The sequence below is a fragment of the Pseudomonas sp. LBUM1649 genome, from assembly GCF_059716155.1.
Genome location: NZ_CP166807.1, coordinates 6,621,462 through 6,638,334 on the forward strand (window position 1 = coordinate 6,621,462; position 16,873 = coordinate 6,638,334).

A 16,873-nucleotide genomic window follows, 5' to 3' on the forward strand; every position below is an offset into this window, starting at 1 on the left:
GCGCTACAAGTCCCCGCAGAATGCGTTTTGAGTGGGCACGACCAACGTCTACATGACAGCGGCCGGGGTTTGGATCTAAGGTTAATCCGCTGACGCCTGTGATCGAAGCATTCGAGAACAACAATCATGATCCAGATCACTCTGCCCGATGGTTCATTGCGTGAATACGATAAACCGCTGTCCGTGCATGAGGTTGCCGCGAGTATTGGCCCCGGGCTGGCCAACGCTGCGGTAGCGGGTCGGGTGGACGGCCTGTTGGTGGACTGTGAGTTCGTGATCCGGGCCAATGCCAGGGTCAGCATCGTTACGCCGCAGGAACCCGACGGCCTGGAGATTCTACGGCGCTCCTGTTCGCTGATGCTGGCAATGGCGGTCAAGCAATTGCATTCCCATGCTCGATTGCGAACCGGCTCGGCGCTGGGTGACGGGTTCTTTTGCGAGTTCACTATCGAGCGCCCAATGCTGACCGCTGAACTGCCGCTGATCGAAGCGCGCATGCAATCATTGGCCGCGACCAACCATTCGATCCGCCGCAGTCGGAACTCCCCGTCTTCCAACGATCTGTCGTTGTACCGCCTCGGAGACGCCGAGTATTTGACCAGCGGCCCGCACGTCCCCACCACCAGGGTCTTGCAGGCCTTTGCCCTCGATCACATCAACGGGACCTTGCAGCAACGTATCTATGGCACGTGTTGGTCCAGCCTCCAGGAGCTGCAGCATTGGCGCCTGCCGGCCCATGTGGTGGTCGTCAGCATGGACGACCGCCAGGCCAGTTATGCCCACGCGATTACCGAACGCCTTCGCCGCAGTGGCGTGCGCGCACTGGCAGATCTGCGTAACGAAAAAGTTCGCCACAAGATTCGACATCACAGTCAGACGGTGCCGTACCTGGTGGTGGTCGGCGAACAGGAAAAGGCCGGCGGGTATGTCAGCGTGCGCAATCGCAACGGGGAGGATTTTGGCAGGATGAAGGTTGAGGCGGTGTGTGAGTGGTTGGGTCAGCCGGGAATTTCAGGTGCCTGAACCGACAAGCCTCGCTCCGGCAGAGCGAGGCTTGCCCGCGAAACTTTTACGCTCTTGGCTTCACAGTCCCGCAATCCTGCCCCAACCAGACCGCGCGGGTATCGAGGCTACCCTTCTGCTGAATGCCGGTGGCGTTGAACGTACCATTGACCTTGGTGGTGAACTCGCGATCGCTGAGGAACGTGGCAACACCCGCGCCCTGCGCTTTCGGGCAGCTGAAGCGGAATTTCCACTGGTTACCGGTTCGCTCGGTGATTTCCTGTTTGCATCCCGATTGTGGGTCGGTCAGCGGAATGTTGTCGCTCTTGACCTGCTCTGGCGTCAAGCACGCCCGAATCCCTTTGCCACCCATGGTGATGCCCTGTTTTTCCAGCTGCGCGCGCTGTTCAGGGGTCATCTGACTTTGAATTTGACCAAGGATCAGTTGCAGATCCGGCAGGTTCTGGTCATCGACTTTCATGTTGCTCGAGGTCAATTCCCATAAACCTGGCTGAAGCATCTGCGCCTGAGCAGCCATAGGAAGTACCAAACCAAATGCCATGGCCAAACCCAGCAGACGAACGTTCATCGAGTAACTCCTGATCAGTAGTGGCCGTTAGACGTCGCCGGCGGGCTTCGGTTCATGGGCCAATTAAATAGCGACATTCTGCACGGAACATGGTCTGTTAAGCATTGAATCTTCAGGAGCAAGGCTACCCTCCATGGATTATTTTGGACCGCATGTTTTTGGCTATGTCATCGCGCTGCTGCACTCTTTGGGCATGATCGCGGCCATCCATGCCGTGTTGACCGTCCGCACCGCACAAGGCTCGATTGCCTGGGCCTTGTCATTGTTGTTCATGCCTTACCTGACACTCATCCCCTATCTGGTATTCGGCCGCAGCTCCTTCGACGGTTACATCCAGGCACGGCGCCAAGCCAACGAGGAGATGCGCAAGGCTATCTCCGAGCTCAACTGGCGGCCATGGGTGGAGGAAGCCCTCACCGCGCGCGCTTCGAGCGCCTACGCGTCGTTAAGGGCGATGCCGAAACTGGGGCGCATGCCCTGTCTGGCAAACAATGAAGTGCACTTGCTGGTTAATGGACAGGCGACCTTCGACGCGATTTTCCACGCCATCAGTCAGGCCAGGGAAGCCGTACTGGTCCAGTTCTTCATCATCCACGATGACCGCCTGGGCCGACGCCTGCGAGACCTGCTGCTGCAAAAAGCCAGCGAAGGCGTGGCGATTTACCTGCTCTACGACCGAATCGGCAGCCACTCCCTGCCCCACAGTTACGTCCAGTCGCTGCGCGATGGCGGCGTCGCGGTCCAAGCCTTCGCCTCCCGCAGCGGTTGGCTCAATCGCTTCCAGGTCAACTTTCGCAACCACCGCAAGATCGTGGTCGTCGACGGTATCCTTGGCTTCGTCGGTGGCCACAACGTTGGCGACGAATACATGGGCGAGATACCACCTCTGGCACCGTGGCGCGATACCCATGTGCAAGTAAGTGGACCGGTGGTGGCCTGCATGCAAGAGTCCTTCGCCGAAGACTGGTTCTGGGCGGCCCGCGCATTACCGCCGCTGATTCTGCCGGAGGTTTATCCGGACGACGGGGTGCTTTGCCAGCTGCTCGCCAGTGGCCCGGCGGACGCCTACGAAACCTGTTCTCTGTTCTTCGTCGAAGCGATTCACGCGTCGACCGAACGGGTGTGGATCACCAGTCCTTATTTCATCCCCGACGAAGCAGTACTCGCTGCGTTGCGCCTGGCAGTCTTGCGCGGGGTGGATGTGCGGATACTGCTGCCGTCGCGGCCCGACCACCGAATCGTCTATGCCGCTTCCAGCCTCTATGCCTTTGAAGCCGTGCGCGCCGGTGTGCGGGTGTTCCGCTACGAACCCGGGTTCCTGCATCAGAAAGTGGTGTTGATCGACAACGAAATCAGCGCCATTGGCAGCGCCAACATGGACAACCGTTCGTTTCGGTTGAATTTCGAAGTGATGTTACTGACGGTCGACAGGGCGTTTGCTGCCCAGGTGGAGCAGATGCTCAACGACGACTTCGACCAGGCTCACGAAATCGCCAAGGAAGAAGGCCGGGAGACTCATCGCTTGCAGCAGGTCGGCATGCGGGTCGCCCGGCTGATTTCACCCATCCTCTAGGGATTGTAGATATCGTCTCGCGTCCACGGCAGCTCATGGCTGCCATCGGCGTGGGCCTTCACCGCAAGAATCTGGTGCAGGTTGATCCAGCCACGGGCGAACGCGTAGGCACAACCGGCCAGGTACAGGCGCCAGATACGCAGAACTTGATCCGGCACCAGCTTAGAGGCGGCCTCAAGGTTGTCTTCCAGATGTTCGCTCCAGTGATCCAAGGTCCGTGCATAATGAAGACGCAGGCTCTCGACATCGACGATCTCCAACCCGGCTTCACTGATCTCGGCAGAGATCATCGACAGGTGCGGCAGTTCGCCGTTGGGGAACACATATTTCTTGATGAACTCCCCGACACCGCGTCCCACCGGGCGGCCATCCGTGTGTTTGGCTGTAATCCCGTGGTTCATCACCAGCCCGCCCTCTTTCACCGCGCCGAACAAGGTTTTGCAGTACTCGGCGAGGTTTTCGTGCCCGACGTGTTCGAACATCCCGACGCTGACCACTTTGTCGAAGCGCCCGTCTTGAGGCAGGTCACGGTAGTCGAGTAACTGCAGCTCGATCAAATCATCCAGCCCTTCCGCTTTTACGCGTTCCCGGGCCAGGTCCAGTTGTTCCTTGCTGAGGGTAATACCGAACACCTTCGCGCCAAACTCACGGGCCGCATAACGCGCCAGACCGCCCCAACCGCAGCCGACATCCAGCAGATATTCGCCGGGTTGCAGGCGCAACTTGCGACACAGGTGGCGGAATTTTGCTTGCTGGGCTTGCTCAAGGGTTTCGCTCCCGGTCTCGAAATAGGCGCAGGAATAGGCCATGTCGCTGTCGAGCCACAGCTGATAAAACGCATTGGACAGGTCGTAGTGGTAGGAAATCGCTTTGGCGTCTGTTTCCTTGTCGTGGGCGGTGCGCACAGGTTGACTGTCGAGATCACCGAGCAATGCCTGACTCCACTCATCACAGATGCGGATGACATCGCTGATGGAACCTTCCAGTTCCAGTTTGCCCTCGACAAACGCCGCCCCGAGCGTGTCCAAGGTAGGATGGGTAAACTGGGAAACCATTTGTGGGTCCTTGACCACAATTGTGACACTGGGCGTCGGCCCCAGATTGAATTCATGGCCGTCCCAGAGTCGCAGGCGTAGCGGTAACTGCAGATTCTGTAAGGCCGGTGGAAGTTGCGCGAGCATGGACAATCCCCCTTGTTTCAGACGTCTGCTGTGAGGTTAGACCATCCTTGAAAATTAGCTGGCTATCGATTTGATCGCGGTTCTCTATGATTCGAAGAATGTTCCGAATTCACAGAAATGACCGCTCTCACCTAGATGACTGCAAATCAGGCCCACAGTTCTGTATTTTCAAAGCCTGCTCAAAACTCGCCCTTGAGCTTGAGCAGCGGCTCCTGAAAGCGCAGTAAACGCCCGGCATTACCCAACACCAACAACGTACTGAGGTTATGCAGCAACGCCGCGATCATCGCGCCTGCTGCCCCGAGCCAGCCAAACGCCGCGAAAGCAACGATCGCCAACGTCCAGCCCAGACCGATAATCACGTTGACTTGCAAGGTCTGTCGGCATTGTCGACTCAAGCGCACGCAGGTGCCGAGGCGACGCAGGTCGCTACCAATCAGCACGATATCCGCTGAAGCCAGCGCGATGTCTGCCCCGCCTGCGCCCATCGCCACTCCAACAACTCCAGCCTTGAGCGCCAGGGAATCGTTGATGCCGTCGCCCACCACCATAGGACGAAAACCGTTACCGATTTCTTTCAGCACGCGATTCAATTTGTCCTCGGGCAAGGCCTGCGCTTCGACCTCACTGATGCCGACATCCCGAGCGAGTGTGTGAGCGACGCTGTACCGGTCGCCGGTGAGTAGAAGCTGCCGGCCCAATCCAAGGTCCTTCAGCTCGCTCAAGGCAAACTTCGCTTCCGGTTTAACGCTGTCGGCCAATAACAGCCAAGCGAGAAACTCACCCTTCAGCGCCAGCCCGGCAATGGGGCCGTCGTGGTCGGGAACAGCTGTGGTAGCTATACCCAATTGGGCGAACAACTCCGGCCGCCCAAGCGCGGCCTCGCCCTGCTCCGTCATGGCCACCACGCCCAAACCCTGACGCTCGTGAATGTCCGACAACAACAGAAAATGCTCTTGTGTGACCAGCCCGGCCAGCGCCCGACTGACCGGGTGACTGCTGGCGGAACCGAGGCTGGCAGCGAGCTTCAAGACGTAGTTGCGATCCTTCAACGGGCTCTCAATGGATTGCAGGCGCAAGGTGCCGAAGGTCAGGGTTCCAGTCTTGTCGACCACCAGCGATGTCAGGTCTGCCAGCTCCTCAAGAAACGCCGAGCTGCGAATCAGAATGCCGTGCCGAGCGGCTACCGCAACCCCGGCAATCGCCGTTGCGGGGGCCGACAACACCAACGCACAAGGACAGGCAGCCACCAACACCGCGAGCATCGCTTGGGCATCGTTGGTGATGAACCAGGTGACTGCGGCGAGCAGTAACACCAGCACCAGGTAGCTACCGGCGTAACGCTCCAGCAACCGGGTGATCGGCGGCTTGGAACGCTCGGCGTTTTGCATCAGCGCGATCACTTTGCCGAGGGTCGATTCGTCGCCGGTTCGAGTCACTTCAATGCGCAGCAGGCCATCGAGATTAATCGCCCCACCGAATACCGCCATGCCGACGCCCGCTTCCATTGGCACGGACTCGCCGGTTATGGATGCGGTGTCCAGACTCGCCTGGCCGGACAACACCCGGCCATCCGCCGGTACCCGATCACCGGCACGGACTTCCACCAGATCGCCAGCCCTGAGCGTACCGTTGTCGACCTCGACGATGGAGCCGTCAGCCTGAACCTTGCGCGCGTGGCTGCGGGTCAGTTTGCCGAGGGCGTGAATGGCTTCCTGCGAACCGATCACGCTGCGCTCTTCCAGCACGTGGCCGAAGATCATGATGATCGGCAGCAATGCTGCAGTCAGCAAATCACCTGTCGCCCACGCACCGAGCATGGCCAGGGCGATCAGTTGATCGGTGATGCCGTGCAGGCTCGGATACCGCAGGCTGTACCAGGCCGAACGCATCACTGGCACGGCCACCAGCACAGATGCAAAACCCAGAAGCAATTGGCTGACTCCGGTCTGTTCCGGCGACAACCAGCGCCATACGAGGCCCAGCGCGAGCAAGCCGAGTGCGAGCATGGCCAAGGTCAGTTGACGGGCGGCGCTGCGTTGTTCGGCCGAGGACAACATGCTCGGTGCAGCGGCGGTTTGAGCGGTCATTGTGCAGCTCCCTGAATGATCAGGCGGGAATCGTCTTTCGGATCAACCGCGGTGACTGAGCCGGCCTGACCAAGAATTTTCGGCATCCGCTCGCGATAGATTCGCAGCAACATTTGCGGGTCCGCGGCCTGTTGTTGCGCGTTGGCCAGACTTATCACCGTGGCGGTATCAGCCGACGCTTTCGCCAGCCGTTCACTCGCCTGAGCGTGGGCGACTTGGAGCGTGCGGTCGGCTTGTTCATTGGCGGTCTGGGTCAGCTTTTCGGCTTCAGTGCGCGCGTTGGCCACGGCTTTGTCCGCTTGTTGGCTGGCGGTCAGTACAGCGTTGAAGGCGTTGACTGCAGGACCCGGAAGACTGGATTGCACATCGACCCGCGCCACTTCGATCCCTAGCCCCTGCCCCGTCGCGGCCAGTTCCGCCAGGCGTAGATTGATGCCTTGCACCAAATCACCTCGCAGACGCTCACGCCTTTCTGCTGCCTGTTTATCAGCGCCGATTAACTCCGGTCGTGCTACCAGAATAGTGTCCAGATCTCGTGCAGCAGTGAGTGCTACGGCGCTGCGGGTCACCAGACGATCCAGTGCCGGCAGCACATGCTCGCCTTGAAGCACGAAGGCATACGGCTCAGTTACCTTGTAGAAAACCCGCACATCCAGTTGCACCACACCGGCATCACCCGTCAGCAAATAACCGGAACCTGCCAGTGCGTCACTGATCGGTGTTGCAAAACTAGCCACGCGATCAGCCTGCAATGCGGCGTCAGTGCGCAGCAGGTTTTCCACCCGACGCTCGATTACCCGATCCGCCGCCGGCAGCAAAATCACCTGTTCAAACGGTCGCGGCCAAGCCAATAGCAAACCGGCATTCTGGATACGATCCAGCGCGCCGAAGTGCAAAACCACCGCGCGATTTTGTGGATCAATCTGTCGCACATTGGAGAACGCCCACACCAAAGCGGCCAACACCGTCACTGCATACAGGGCGAGAAACGCCAAGCGCCCGGCCTGAATCCACGGGCTGCTCAACTCATTTGTTCCACGTGGAACCAAATTCATGGCTGCGATCCGGATTTATTATCGAGCGTCGGCGGACCGTCAACTAGCACCCGGAAAGGCGCGGCATCGGTACGCAGAATCAGTTTCGTGCCCGGGGTGATCACCGTGCCCAAGGTGTCGAGCGAGCGCAGCAGGTTGTAAAGCTGCGGTGAGCTCGCGTAGGCACGAGCATAAATCTGCGCGGCTTCGACCCGGGATTGCGCCTCAATGTCAGCCGCTTTCACCGTGGCGTCAGCCTGGAGTATTCGTGCATCACGTTCCGCCGCGGAGCGAATTTGCGCCGCTTCGCGCTTACCGATGGCGGTGCGTTCGGTAGCGATGGTTTCACGCTCGGCGCGCATGCGATCGACCGTTGCGGTGAGCGTGACCGACGGCAAGGTCAGGCGCTCGATGCCGACTTGCAGCACTCGCACGCCATACGTGGTTAGCAACTGCTGATCAATTTGCTTACGCAACTGCGCTTCGAAATCGGCGATATGTACCTGATTGGCGTCGGTGTTCACCAGGTTGGCCAGATCGAAACTACTGGCGGTGGTTTCCAGGGCCGAGCCGACAAAGGTGCGGATCTGCCGTGCCGCTTCGTCCGGCTGATTTTGTACAGCACGCATAAAGCGCTGCACATTGTCTGGATCACCCTGCACCTGCCAGGCCACGTAAGCCTGAATGATGATTCGCAAACCATCGCGTGTTCCCACATCCTGCAAACCGCTGGAGGTGGTGCGCAGTCGCAGATCCACCGGGATCGCCGCTTCGAACGGTGCCGGCCAGCGCCAGCCAAGACCCGGTTCCAACAACACTCGCGATGGGTTGCCAAAACGCGTGATGACCGTGGCTTCGCCCGAACGCACTTGCACCAGGCTCGCGGCCGCCACGGCAAACGCCACCAACAACGCCGCCCAGCCCATGCGTCGCCAAGGGAATGGGCCGGCTTCTTGCGGATCGCCGTGGTGGTGATGGTGATGGCCGTGGTGATGTCCACCATGGCCATGATCGTGGCCACTGTGGTCAGCGTGATCGTGGGTATGTAACTGGCTCAATTGACGGCTCCTGGCTGAGCAGTTTTACGCGACGGCGCAGGGTCAGCCGGCAACGTGAACGTACGGAGATCGATGGTCGGCGCATTGCTGCTGCCGCCCAGACGATGATCGAGGACCAGCAACCTGGCATTGGCCAGGCCCTGGGAAAGTTGACTGAGGTATTGCTCCAGTACGAAGGCTTGGCCGGCACGCACATAAGCCTTTTGTTCGGCGGTAAATTTGAGGTCGGCGGCCTTGGCCGTCACGTTGATTTCATGGGCAGTCGCCATTGCCTGATCTCGGGCAATGCTCGCCTGCAACTGCGCCTGATTGGTGGCTTCGGCGGCAGCTCCACGTTCACGGGCGATCAAAGCCTGCGCGCCGATCTGTGCTGCTTGCACACCGTGATAAGCATTGGCGGCCCCTGCCGGGGGATGAATCGCTTCGACCACCGTGGCGAGAATTTCCACGCCGCTGTCGAGTTTCTGCAGGTCGGCCTGCACGGCCCGGCCGATTTCCTCGGCGAGCCCTGTCCGATCCTCACCAAGCAAACCGTCAAGGGTTCGTGACGCGAAGTCGTGGACCAGAATGCGGCTGGCAGTGCTGCGGATCAATGTCGGCACATCCGCGGTGTTATAGATCGCCGCCAACGCTGCCTGATCGCTCAAACCGATGCGATATACAAAACGCACGTCCATGTTGACGATCTGAAAGCTCTGCTTATCGGCACGGCTGCTGGCAATCACCTGGGATTTGTCATTCACATGGCTGGCGTCCCACAACCGATTAGCGGTCATCGGCGCCGGGCCTTCGGCGGGGTCTGCCTGCACGAGTGCCGACGTTTCGCCGCCACTGGTGGCCAATTCGTGAACCACTCCATTTTCGACACTTAGCACCCGGCCCAACGGCCAGGGTAAACCTGCATGCAGACCGGGACCAAACACCGTCACCGGTTTACCGAAGCGCTCGTAGACGCCCCGCCCTTGCAGCGGTATTTCGTGAATACCGGTCAGTGACCAACCGACGATGGCTACAACGCCCAGCACAGGTAAAAATGCCCGGCGCATGTAAGTGAAGGCCCAAATCTGCCGCAGGTCGATGCCGAAGCGGTTGTGCAATTCGTGCTGCAACGCCTGCAATGGCTGCGGCGGCCAGCGCAGCATATCGGCGACAAAACTGCGCGCCAGCAATGCAGGCTCAAGTTGTTCGCGACGCGGGCTGAACAATGACAGCGCGGCACGCAGGAGTAATTCGAATGCGACGAACCCCGGCAGCAGGCCGATCAGTACTGCCAGACGCACCGGCCAGACCGAAGTTTCATTGCCGAACAACAGGCATACCGCTGCGATTATCAGGCTGATGATTGCCACGCGCGTCAGCTGCGCCAAGGCTCCTGCTTCAGGCCATTGAACGCTGTTTTCCTGAGCAAGCTGACGCTCCAGAACCAGCAAACCAAAGGCCAGCAATAACGCCAGGGCCGCGCCGATTGTGGCCGACATGCCCAGCGCGGCGGGCGGCAAAGCAAGGTTCCATGCTTGTTCAACGCACAACAACGCCAGCAGCGCCCAACCACCCAGCCACAGCGTCGGGGCACCGATTTGCCTGAGTAGCTTCAGCCAGCGCTGACTGATGCACTCTAGCAGCCGTTCGTACCAGCCCACCGGGACTTCAACTTCTTCAGTGGCGACCACCGGCGCCAAGGGATTCATCGCCCGCGCACGCCATTGCGCCACCCACCCGGCGGATTGCAAGCCAGCGACCAACACCAACAATGCGGCACTCTGATTGAACAACAGAGCAGGCCAAAGGGATTGCGGCGTAAACAGCCCGACAAAAAAACCCAGCACCAGGCCCATTGCCGCGAGCGCGCCGAGGCCGATGGCGAACTGGCGCAATCGTCGCCCTTGAATAACTGCCTGCTGAAAGCGCGGCAGCCTGGCTACCTGCGCTCCATCATCACCCTCTTCGAGATCGACTTGCATTACCACCCCAGTGTCTATCATTGCCCACGCGGCATTTCGTTACGATATAACGATATTGGTGAAATTTCCGTACTTAATCGCCGTATCTAAAAAGACGCTCAACCTGTCGCTTAGCTGAAGCCTTGACCGAAATGCATCGGAACGCACATATTACGTTCGTAATTTTATTCAAAGACTACTTTTACCCCTCCCGATCCGCTTTCAATCCAGGAGTACATCCATGAGCACCTATGACGTCGTGATACTTGGCGGTGGCCCCGGTGGCTACAACGCAGCGATCCGTGCCGGCCAACTGGGTTTGAAAGCGGCGTGCGTAGAAGGACGCGCCACGCTCGGCGGCACCTGCCTGAACGTCGGTTGCATGCCGTCCAAGGCACTGCTGCACGCCTCCGAACTTTACGATGCAGCCATGGGAACGGAATTCGCCAACCTTGGGATCGAGGTCAAACCCACGCTCAACCTTGCCCAGATGATGAAACAGAAAGATGAAAGCGTGACCGGGCTGACCAAGGGCATCGAGTTTCTTTTTCGCAAAAACAAGGTCGACTGGATCAAGGGTTGGGGGCACATCGACGGGCCGGGCAAAGTCACCGTGACGGATAACGCCGGCAGCAAGACCGAACTGAGCGGCAAAGACATCATCATCGCCACCGGTTCCGAACCCACTCCCCTGCCCGGCGTGGACATCGATAACCAACGCATCCTCGATTCCACCGGCGCACTGTCATTGACAGAAGTGCCGAAACACCTGGTGGTGATCGGCGCCGGGGTGATCGGGCTGGAGCTGGGTTCCGTCTGGCGGCGTTTGGGGGCGCAAGTGACCGTGGTCGAATTCCTCGATCGGATCTGCCCGGGTGTGGACGGCGAAGCAGGCAAAACCCTGCAACGCTCATTGAGCAAGCAGGGCATCAGTTTCAAATTGAGTTCAAAAGTGACCAGCGCCACAGCGTCCGCAACCGGTGTGCAGCTCAGCGTCGAGCCCGCTGCGGGGGGCACCGCAGAGTCGCTGGAGGCCGATTACGTACTGGTGGCGATCGGACGCCGGCCTTATACCCAAGGTCTGGGGCTGGAGAACGTCGGCCTCGCCACAGATAAACGCGGCATGCTCGCCAACAAGGGGCACCGCACCGAAGCCGCGGGCGTCTGGGTGATTGGCGACGTCACCTCCGGCCCGATGCTCGCACACAAGGCTGAAGACGAAGCCATGGCCTGCATCGAACAGATCGTTGGCAAAGCTGGCGAGGTCAATTACGAGCTGATCCCCAACGTGATCTACACCAGGCCGGAGCTGGCCAGTGTTGGCAAGACCGAAGAACAACTGAAGGCCGAAGGCCGTGCCTTCAAGGTTGGCAAGTTTCCGTTTACCGCCAACAGCCGGGCGAAGATCAATCACGAAACCGAAGGTTTCGCCAAAGTACTGGCCGATGAGCGTACCGACGAAATCCTCGGTGTGCATCTCGTGGGGCCAAGCGTCAGTGAAATGATTGGCGAATATTGCGTGGCCATGGAGTTCAGCGCGTCCGCCGAAGACATTGCCCTGACCTGTCATCCACACCCGACCCGCTCCGAAGCCTTGCGCCAGGCGGCAATGAATGTGGAGGGGATGGCGACGCAGATGTAAGCCTTCAGATTTTTTGTGGCTGATCCTTCGCTTTCGCGAGCAGGCTCGCTCCCACATGGAATGCATTCCAATGTGGGAGCGAGCCTGCTCGCGAAGAAGTCGCCTCGGTCTAAAGCGGTAAATGCCCCAATGGCAAAGCCCCCGGCGTCTTCACTGTATGAATCGCGAAGTTACTGCGGATATCGCTCACCCCCGGCAACTTGAGCAAACACCCAGTGAGAAACCGGTCGTAGGCGCGCAAATCCGGTACCACCACTTGCAACAGAAAATCCGATTCCCCTGACACCAGAAACGCCGAAATCACCTCGGGCAACGCCGTCACGGCCAAACGAAAAGACTCTGCCTGCTCGTCGTTGTGGCGCTCTACCTTGACCCCGACAAACACGGTCAATCCAAGCCCGACTTCATCGCGATCCAGATTGGCCTGATAACCACGAATCACACCGGCGTCTTCGAGCATCCGTACCCGACGCAAGCAGGGCGAGGCAGACAGCCCGATTTCTTCAGCCAATTGCACATTACTCAGGCGACCATCCCGTTGCAGAGCGGCGAGGATCTTGCGGTCGTAGGCGTCCAGTTTCATTGTTTGGCAGATCCTGCTGGATGAAGTGTGATTTGTTGGCAGGTTATGCCAAACCAGACTGCTTTAGAAGCGAACTACGCAAGCACTTGCCCTGACCTCTGGCCCTAGACTGGCCCTACTGAATCGACAACGAACAGGGGTGCAACATGGCGGGTCTCGGGCTGTTTTTCATGGCGCTGGCAGTGGTCTATCTGTTACCCGGCCCGGACATGATCCTGCTGCTGCAAACAGGTGCCCGTCAGGGCAAAGGCGCGGCATTGGCCACGGCGGTCGGCCTGGGTATCGCCCGCGGTTGTCATGTAGTGTTGGCGGCGTTGGGGTTGGCGGCATTGTTCAAGGCGGCTCCCTGGACCTTTGACGTAGTGCGCCTGGTCGGTGCTGCTTATCTGCTGTGGATCGGCATTCAATGTCTGCGAACGACGATGTTGCCAAACCTGAACGGCCCAGGTGCGACAGACGAAAGACCACGCTGGGGCGAAGCGATTCGCCGCGGTCTACTGACCAATCTGCTCAACCCCAAGGCACTGCTGTTCTGCTCGGTGTTGCTGCCGCAGTTCATCGATCCACTCAACGGACCGGTACTCGCACAGTTTACGGTCCTGGGCCTGATGTTGGTCGGCGTAGGTTTACTGTTCGATAGCGCCTACGCCTTGACCGGCGCCGCGCTGGGTCGTTGGCTGCAACGCAGCCCCGGCGCCCAGCGTCTGCAACAATGGCTGTTCGGTAGCCTGTTGATCGGTTTCGCCGTGCGGCTGACCTTTGTTCAACAGGCTTGAACCTTATTGCACCTTACGGCGGCGGCGCTTGACCTGCACCAGCGCCACCGCCATGACCACCAGCAAGCCACCCAACTGTAGAGCGGTCTTGTACGGCCGCAGGACCGAGCGAGCAGCGTCTGTGACCTGGGTGACGTAGCGTTTGTCGGCGTTCTCAAAGTCGGGATACGGGCATTGATGCCCAAAATCCGCCGCCCACTCCACGAATGGCCCCTCTTTGACATATCGCTGGTAGAGCGCACTTTGTTCTTCAAGGCTGCTGTTCCAGCCAGCCGCTTCACACAGCACAGCGGCAAACGCCTGGCTGGTGTGGGGCAGATTGTCGGCAGCACGGCTGGCCAGTGCGGTCGCCACGAAACGATAGTGATAGCGCTGATCGGGGCGGGCGGCGCTGGCTTGCTGACGCTTCAATTCGTCCTCAGCTACCAGCGGCCCGACCTTGAGTTCAGTATTCTCAAGGCTGAAGTTGCCACCGAACGTGGCGTAGTCCGGAGCCATTTCATAGCCGAGGATATCCATCCCCCACTCGCGTGCGGTCCAGGCGGCGTTGAACAATGCCGCGGCACGTCGCGTCGGCCACCACGCCGAATCGGCCGCCATACGTTGCTGGCCGTACAACCTGGCTTTGTGGCGCAAGCCATCGTTATCGAAATAAGCCGGCGCTTGCTCGTAGTGCCCTTCGCGCAACAAACGCCGCCCAAGCAGATTGCGCAGGCTCGCCGCCGCCGGCAGGGGCACGTAGTTGTCCCGGTCCTGCTGACTGAGTGGTGGCGGTGCCGTTACTTGGGTGTCGACGTAGTGCTTGAGCTCGTCCAGTGTCAGTACACGCTCGGCAACAGTGGCGGCGTCGAACCAATAGATGCCTTGGCTGCGGTACAACTGGTCGAACGCCTGCAGATAATCCCCGCGCTGCAGGGCCAGGATCGCGCTTTCGCCTTCGACCCGGCATTTGGGTTGCAGCGTTTCGAAATCGAAGTCCGGCGTTCTCCGATCGCCCCACGATTCATTCTGCGGGAAGGCCTTGGCTGCCTTTGCATACGCAGTAGCTGCCGCCGTTTTATCGCCATCGCGCACCGCCAGTTTGGCCCGCAGCCACCAAGCCAGACCACCCTCGCCGGCGTGTTCGAGAAAGGCTTTGGCGCTGCTGAAATCGCCCTGTTGATAATTCATCGCGGCCAGACGGTCCGCATTGTCGAGGCTGCCGCGGGTGCTGTTCTGCAACAGTTTGATCAATTTCAGCTCGTTCGGTGGTTGATCACCGAATGACCAGCCCAGCCGACTGATCAAGGAGGCGGTCACCAGTTGCTGCACAGGTTTACCCCTGAGCAACCCGGCCAGTTGATCCTCGGGCATCGAAGCCAGATCAGCCATCAACAGCTTCAACGAGGTGTAACCCACTGCCGAACCCTGGAGGTTTTGCGTGGCATAGAGTTCGATTGCGCGGTTCCAGTCACCCGCCGTCCGGGCCACGCGGGCTTCTTCACCGAGACTGGCGACGCCCAGTTCCAGCGGGTCGCTGAAGCCGTCGATGCTCAGCTGGCGCGTTTGCTCGAAGGCTTTGCGCGATTGTTCCAGCAGCTCGGGAGCCTCATTAGTCTGCGAACTCCTGGCGAACAACGCCCGACCCAGCGAGTAGGCAGCCCAGGTACTGCGCAATGCCCGTTGATCTGCGGGCAGCGCCAGCACCTTACTGAAGTACTCGGCGGCCAGCGTTTGGTCGCCGGCATTGAAAGCCACCGCGCCCGCCAGATACAACTTGAGCTCGGCGGGCAGGTCCGCGCCCTGTGCTTCAACCTGGCGGGCATCGGCGAGCCCACGCAACTGGTTCACCTGCGCCTGCTGCTCATTGGTCAAACCAGCCTGCTCGGCCTGATCCCGCTGCTGGGCATGAGTGGAGGTTTCACCATAGGCTGCGCCAGGGTCAAGGGTGGCTGCCGTGACAGGCTTGAGACCGGCAATCGCATGACCGAGGCGGCTCACCTCGAAACTGAAATTTCCTTCCGGCAACTCCGCCAGGGATTGACCCCGATTGTCCAGCAGCCGCATGGGGAAGTCCGGCCCGCACGCCATGGCCGCCAATGGCAGGCCAAGGCTCAGACAGAGCAGGTGACGGGGCCAGTTACGGGTGAACATTTGAAGCTCCTTGATCAATTGTTGCGCAGCGTGCCCAACCGATGGCGCGCTGTCCGCCAGCCGCTATCCGACCGTCGCGCAGGCGGGTGAAGGTAAGCAGATTCGGGTCTTGTTGCAACGTATAACCGGCCAGCGCATCGGCCCCCTCGCAGCCCTGTACCGCCAGCGTCACGCGCTCGGGCCAAGTGTTGTCGAGATTGCCCTCATTGGTGATACCGATGGCAAAGAGGCCTTCGTGCGCCGAGAGCTGTAGTGCGAGACGACTGCTAAGGACCTCACCACGCGACACCGCGCGCAAGGTCGACAGGCTCCAGGATCGGCGGTCGTTGGCCAAAGGCAGGCGAAACCAGATCAGACCCGCCAGATGAACCGGCGGATCCGCGCGCAACCGGGCAGCAAGACGGCTCAATTGCAGTGGATCAGCCAATAACTCTCGGCGCTTGCCGTTACTTTCAATGGCTACTTCGCTTTCCACGATGGGTGCGCCACTGACACTCGGCAACAACGCAACTCCATAGGCCGGCAGGGCCAGGAAAAATGGTTTCGACGTGATGCGGCTCCAGGCCATTGCCCATTGGCGAGCGAGGTCGGGATCGAACAAGCCGCGTCGGGGATCACTCACGGCATGTACCTGTAACACGCTGCTATCAACAGTGGATAACAACGCCGACAACTCTGGACTGTCGAGCCACGCCGGCAATGCAGTGATGCTCAAGGCCATGGACGCCGGCAGCACAGAACGCAAGCGCTGGAGAAATTCACGATAGGCGGGTAGCCGAGCGTTGCCCGCATCGTGGTCGATTTCCACCCCGGCGGGTTTCAGCCCCTGCCCCTGCCAATCGCTGATCAGTTGCTGGATTTGCTCCGTGACCTCGTCCTGATTCAGCGACTTGAGCTGGCCATCAAGGCGAATCACCGCAATCACCGGCCGGCCATCCCGCTTGAGCAGCGCCGGATCAATCCGCGCGCGACTCCAGCCCGCCTGAGGGAAGGCTTGCAATGCAAGCACCCGCAAGGTGGAAAAATCGGCGCGACTATCCCGCAAAGCGGCGTCATGCGCCGGGGTCCATTGTCGTTGCCAGACATAGATTTGCTGATCGAGTGGCGGGGCGTCGTGCTGTTCGCAACCATTGAGCAGCACCAGCGTCATCAGCGAGACGATCACGCGAGTGAGGAAAAACATGAGCAAACGCCTATCCCTGAAATGCACAAAGGGCCTTTCTCGGCCCTTTTTCGTTCTGCCCCCTACCCTACTCAGCCATCGACCGTCGG

13 protein-coding genes are annotated in these 16,873 nt (G+C 59.8%); 4 read left to right on the forward strand and 9 right to left on the reverse strand.

What is annotated here, in order from left to right:
- Positions 1–126: 126 nt before the first annotated feature.
- Positions 127–1,023, forward strand: coding sequence for a His/Gly/Thr/Pro-type tRNA ligase C-terminal domain-containing protein (locus ACA058_RS30775; RefSeq protein WP_497637253.1), 897 nt, complete (start codon positions 127–129; stop codon positions 1,021–1,023).
- Between the two features lie 46 nt (positions 1,024–1,069).
- On the opposite strand, the gene ACA058_RS30780 is transcribed toward ACA058_RS30775, so the two are convergent.
- Positions 1,070–1,591, reverse strand: coding sequence for a DUF3617 domain-containing protein (locus ACA058_RS30780; RefSeq protein WP_497637254.1), 522 nt, complete (start codon positions 1,589–1,591; stop codon positions 1,070–1,072).
- 133 nt (positions 1,592–1,724) lie between these two features.
- On the opposite strand from ACA058_RS30780, the gene cls reads away from it, so the two are divergent.
- Entirely contained in the window at positions 1,725–3,164 is a 1,440-nt protein-coding gene (gene cls, locus ACA058_RS30785; protein WP_497637255.1) for a cardiolipin synthase, read from the forward strand.
- Here the strand turns inward: cls and cfaB are convergent.
- The 5 genes from cfaB to hflK (ACA058_RS30810) form a co-directional block, all read right to left on the reverse strand.
- Positions 3,161–4,345, reverse strand: coding sequence for a C17 cyclopropane fatty acid synthase CfaB (gene cfaB, locus ACA058_RS30790; protein ID WP_497637256.1), 1,185 nt, complete (start codon positions 4,343–4,345; stop codon positions 3,161–3,163). The two genes, cls and cfaB, sit on opposite strands and share 4 nt — an antisense overlap.
- 179 nt (positions 4,346–4,524) lie before the next feature.
- Positions 4,525–6,435 carry a heavy metal translocating P-type ATPase gene (locus ACA058_RS30795; protein ID WP_497637257.1) on the reverse strand — a complete coding sequence of 637 codons (1,911 nt, stop codon included), beginning with the start codon at positions 6,433–6,435 and terminating at the stop codon, positions 4,525–4,527.
- Entirely contained in the window at positions 6,432–7,490 is a 1,059-nt protein-coding gene (gene hflK, locus ACA058_RS30800) for a protease modulator HflK (RefSeq protein ID WP_497637258.1), read from the reverse strand. The genes ACA058_RS30795 and hflK (ACA058_RS30800) overlap by 4 nt, the downstream gene beginning before the upstream one ends.
- Positions 7,487–8,527 carry a protease modulator HflC gene (hflC, locus tag ACA058_RS30805; RefSeq protein WP_497637259.1) on the reverse strand — a complete coding sequence of 347 codons (1,041 nt, stop codon included), beginning with the start codon at positions 8,525–8,527 and terminating at the stop codon, positions 7,487–7,489. The genes hflK (ACA058_RS30800) and hflC overlap by 4 nt, the downstream gene beginning before the upstream one ends.
- Positions 8,524–10,488: a protease modulator HflK gene (hflK, locus tag ACA058_RS30810; RefSeq protein WP_497637260.1), complete on the reverse strand. Its 1,965-nt coding sequence runs from the start codon at positions 10,486–10,488 to the stop codon at positions 8,524–8,526. The genes hflC and hflK (ACA058_RS30810) overlap by 4 nt, the downstream gene beginning before the upstream one ends.
- Positions 10,489–10,708: 220 nt before the next feature.
- Here hflK (ACA058_RS30810) and lpdA point away from each other — a divergent pair, with 220 nt between their 5' ends.
- Positions 10,709–12,109 (forward strand): dihydrolipoyl dehydrogenase, encoded by a 1,401-nt coding sequence (gene lpdA, locus ACA058_RS30815; protein ID WP_497637261.1) that lies wholly within the window; start codon positions 10,709–10,711, stop codon positions 12,107–12,109.
- Between the two features lie 109 nt (positions 12,110–12,218).
- Here lpdA and ACA058_RS30820 read toward each other — a convergent pair whose 3' ends face one another.
- The gene (locus ACA058_RS30820) at positions 12,219–12,692 is read right to left on the reverse strand and encodes an Lrp/AsnC family transcriptional regulator (protein WP_497637262.1); all 474 of its coding nucleotides are present in this window, start codon (positions 12,690–12,692) and stop codon (positions 12,219–12,221) included.
- Positions 12,693–12,838: 146 nt separating this feature from the next.
- On the opposite strand from ACA058_RS30820, the gene ACA058_RS30825 reads away from it, so the two are divergent.
- Entirely contained in the window at positions 12,839–13,468 is a 630-nt protein-coding gene (locus tag ACA058_RS30825) for a LysE family translocator (RefSeq protein WP_497637263.1), read from the forward strand.
- A 3-nt stretch (positions 13,469–13,471) separates the two neighbouring features.
- Here ACA058_RS30825 and ACA058_RS30830 read toward each other — a convergent pair whose 3' ends face one another.
- Both ACA058_RS30830 and ACA058_RS30835 read right to left on the reverse strand, forming a co-directional pair.
- A complete protein-coding gene (locus ACA058_RS30830) occupies positions 13,472–15,601 on the reverse strand; it encodes a hypothetical protein (RefSeq protein ID WP_497637264.1) in 2,130 nt (709 codons plus the stop codon).
- Entirely contained in the window at positions 15,588–16,784 is a 1,197-nt protein-coding gene (locus ACA058_RS30835; protein ID WP_497637265.1) for a DUF3142 domain-containing protein, read from the reverse strand. Before ACA058_RS30835 ends, ACA058_RS30830 begins: the two co-directional genes overlap by 14 nt.
- Positions 16,785–16,873 lie beyond the last annotated feature (89 nt).

Coding starts and splice junctions, on each gene's coding strand:
- lpdA (WP_497637261.1), top strand. CDS start 10,709: ATGAGCACCTATGACGTCGTGATACTTGGCGGTGGCCCCGGTGGCTAC.
- cfaB (WP_497637256.1), bottom strand. CDS start 4,345: ATGCTCGCGCAACTTCCACCGGCCTTACAGAATCTGCAGTTACCGCTA.
- ACA058_RS30820 (WP_497637262.1), bottom strand. CDS start 12,692: ATGAAACTGGACGCCTACGACCGCAAGATCCTCGCCGCTCTGCAACGG.
- ACA058_RS30795 (WP_497637257.1), bottom strand. CDS start 6,435: ATGACCGCTCAAACCGCCGCTGCACCGAGCATGTTGTCCTCGGCCGAA.
- ACA058_RS30780 (WP_497637254.1), bottom strand. CDS start 1,591: ATGAACGTTCGTCTGCTGGGTTTGGCCATGGCATTTGGTTTGGTACTT.
- ACA058_RS30830 (WP_497637264.1), bottom strand. CDS start 15,601: ATGTTCACCCGTAACTGGCCCCGTCACCTGCTCTGTCTGAGCCTTGGC.
- hflK (WP_497637260.1), bottom strand. CDS start 10,488: ATGCAAGTCGATCTCGAAGAGGGTGATGATGGAGCGCAGGTAGCCAGG.
- ACA058_RS30825 (WP_497637263.1), top strand. CDS start 12,839: ATGGCGGGTCTCGGGCTGTTTTTCATGGCGCTGGCAGTGGTCTATCTG.
- hflK (WP_497637258.1), bottom strand. CDS start 7,490: ATGAATTTGGTTCCACGTGGAACAAATGAGTTGAGCAGCCCGTGGATT.
- cls (WP_497637255.1), top strand. CDS start 1,725: ATGGATTATTTTGGACCGCATGTTTTTGGCTATGTCATCGCGCTGCTG.
- ACA058_RS30775 (WP_497637253.1), top strand. CDS start 127: ATGATCCAGATCACTCTGCCCGATGGTTCATTGCGTGAATACGATAAA.
- ACA058_RS30835 (WP_497637265.1), bottom strand. CDS start 16,784: ATGTTTTTCCTCACTCGCGTGATCGTCTCGCTGATGACGCTGGTGCTG.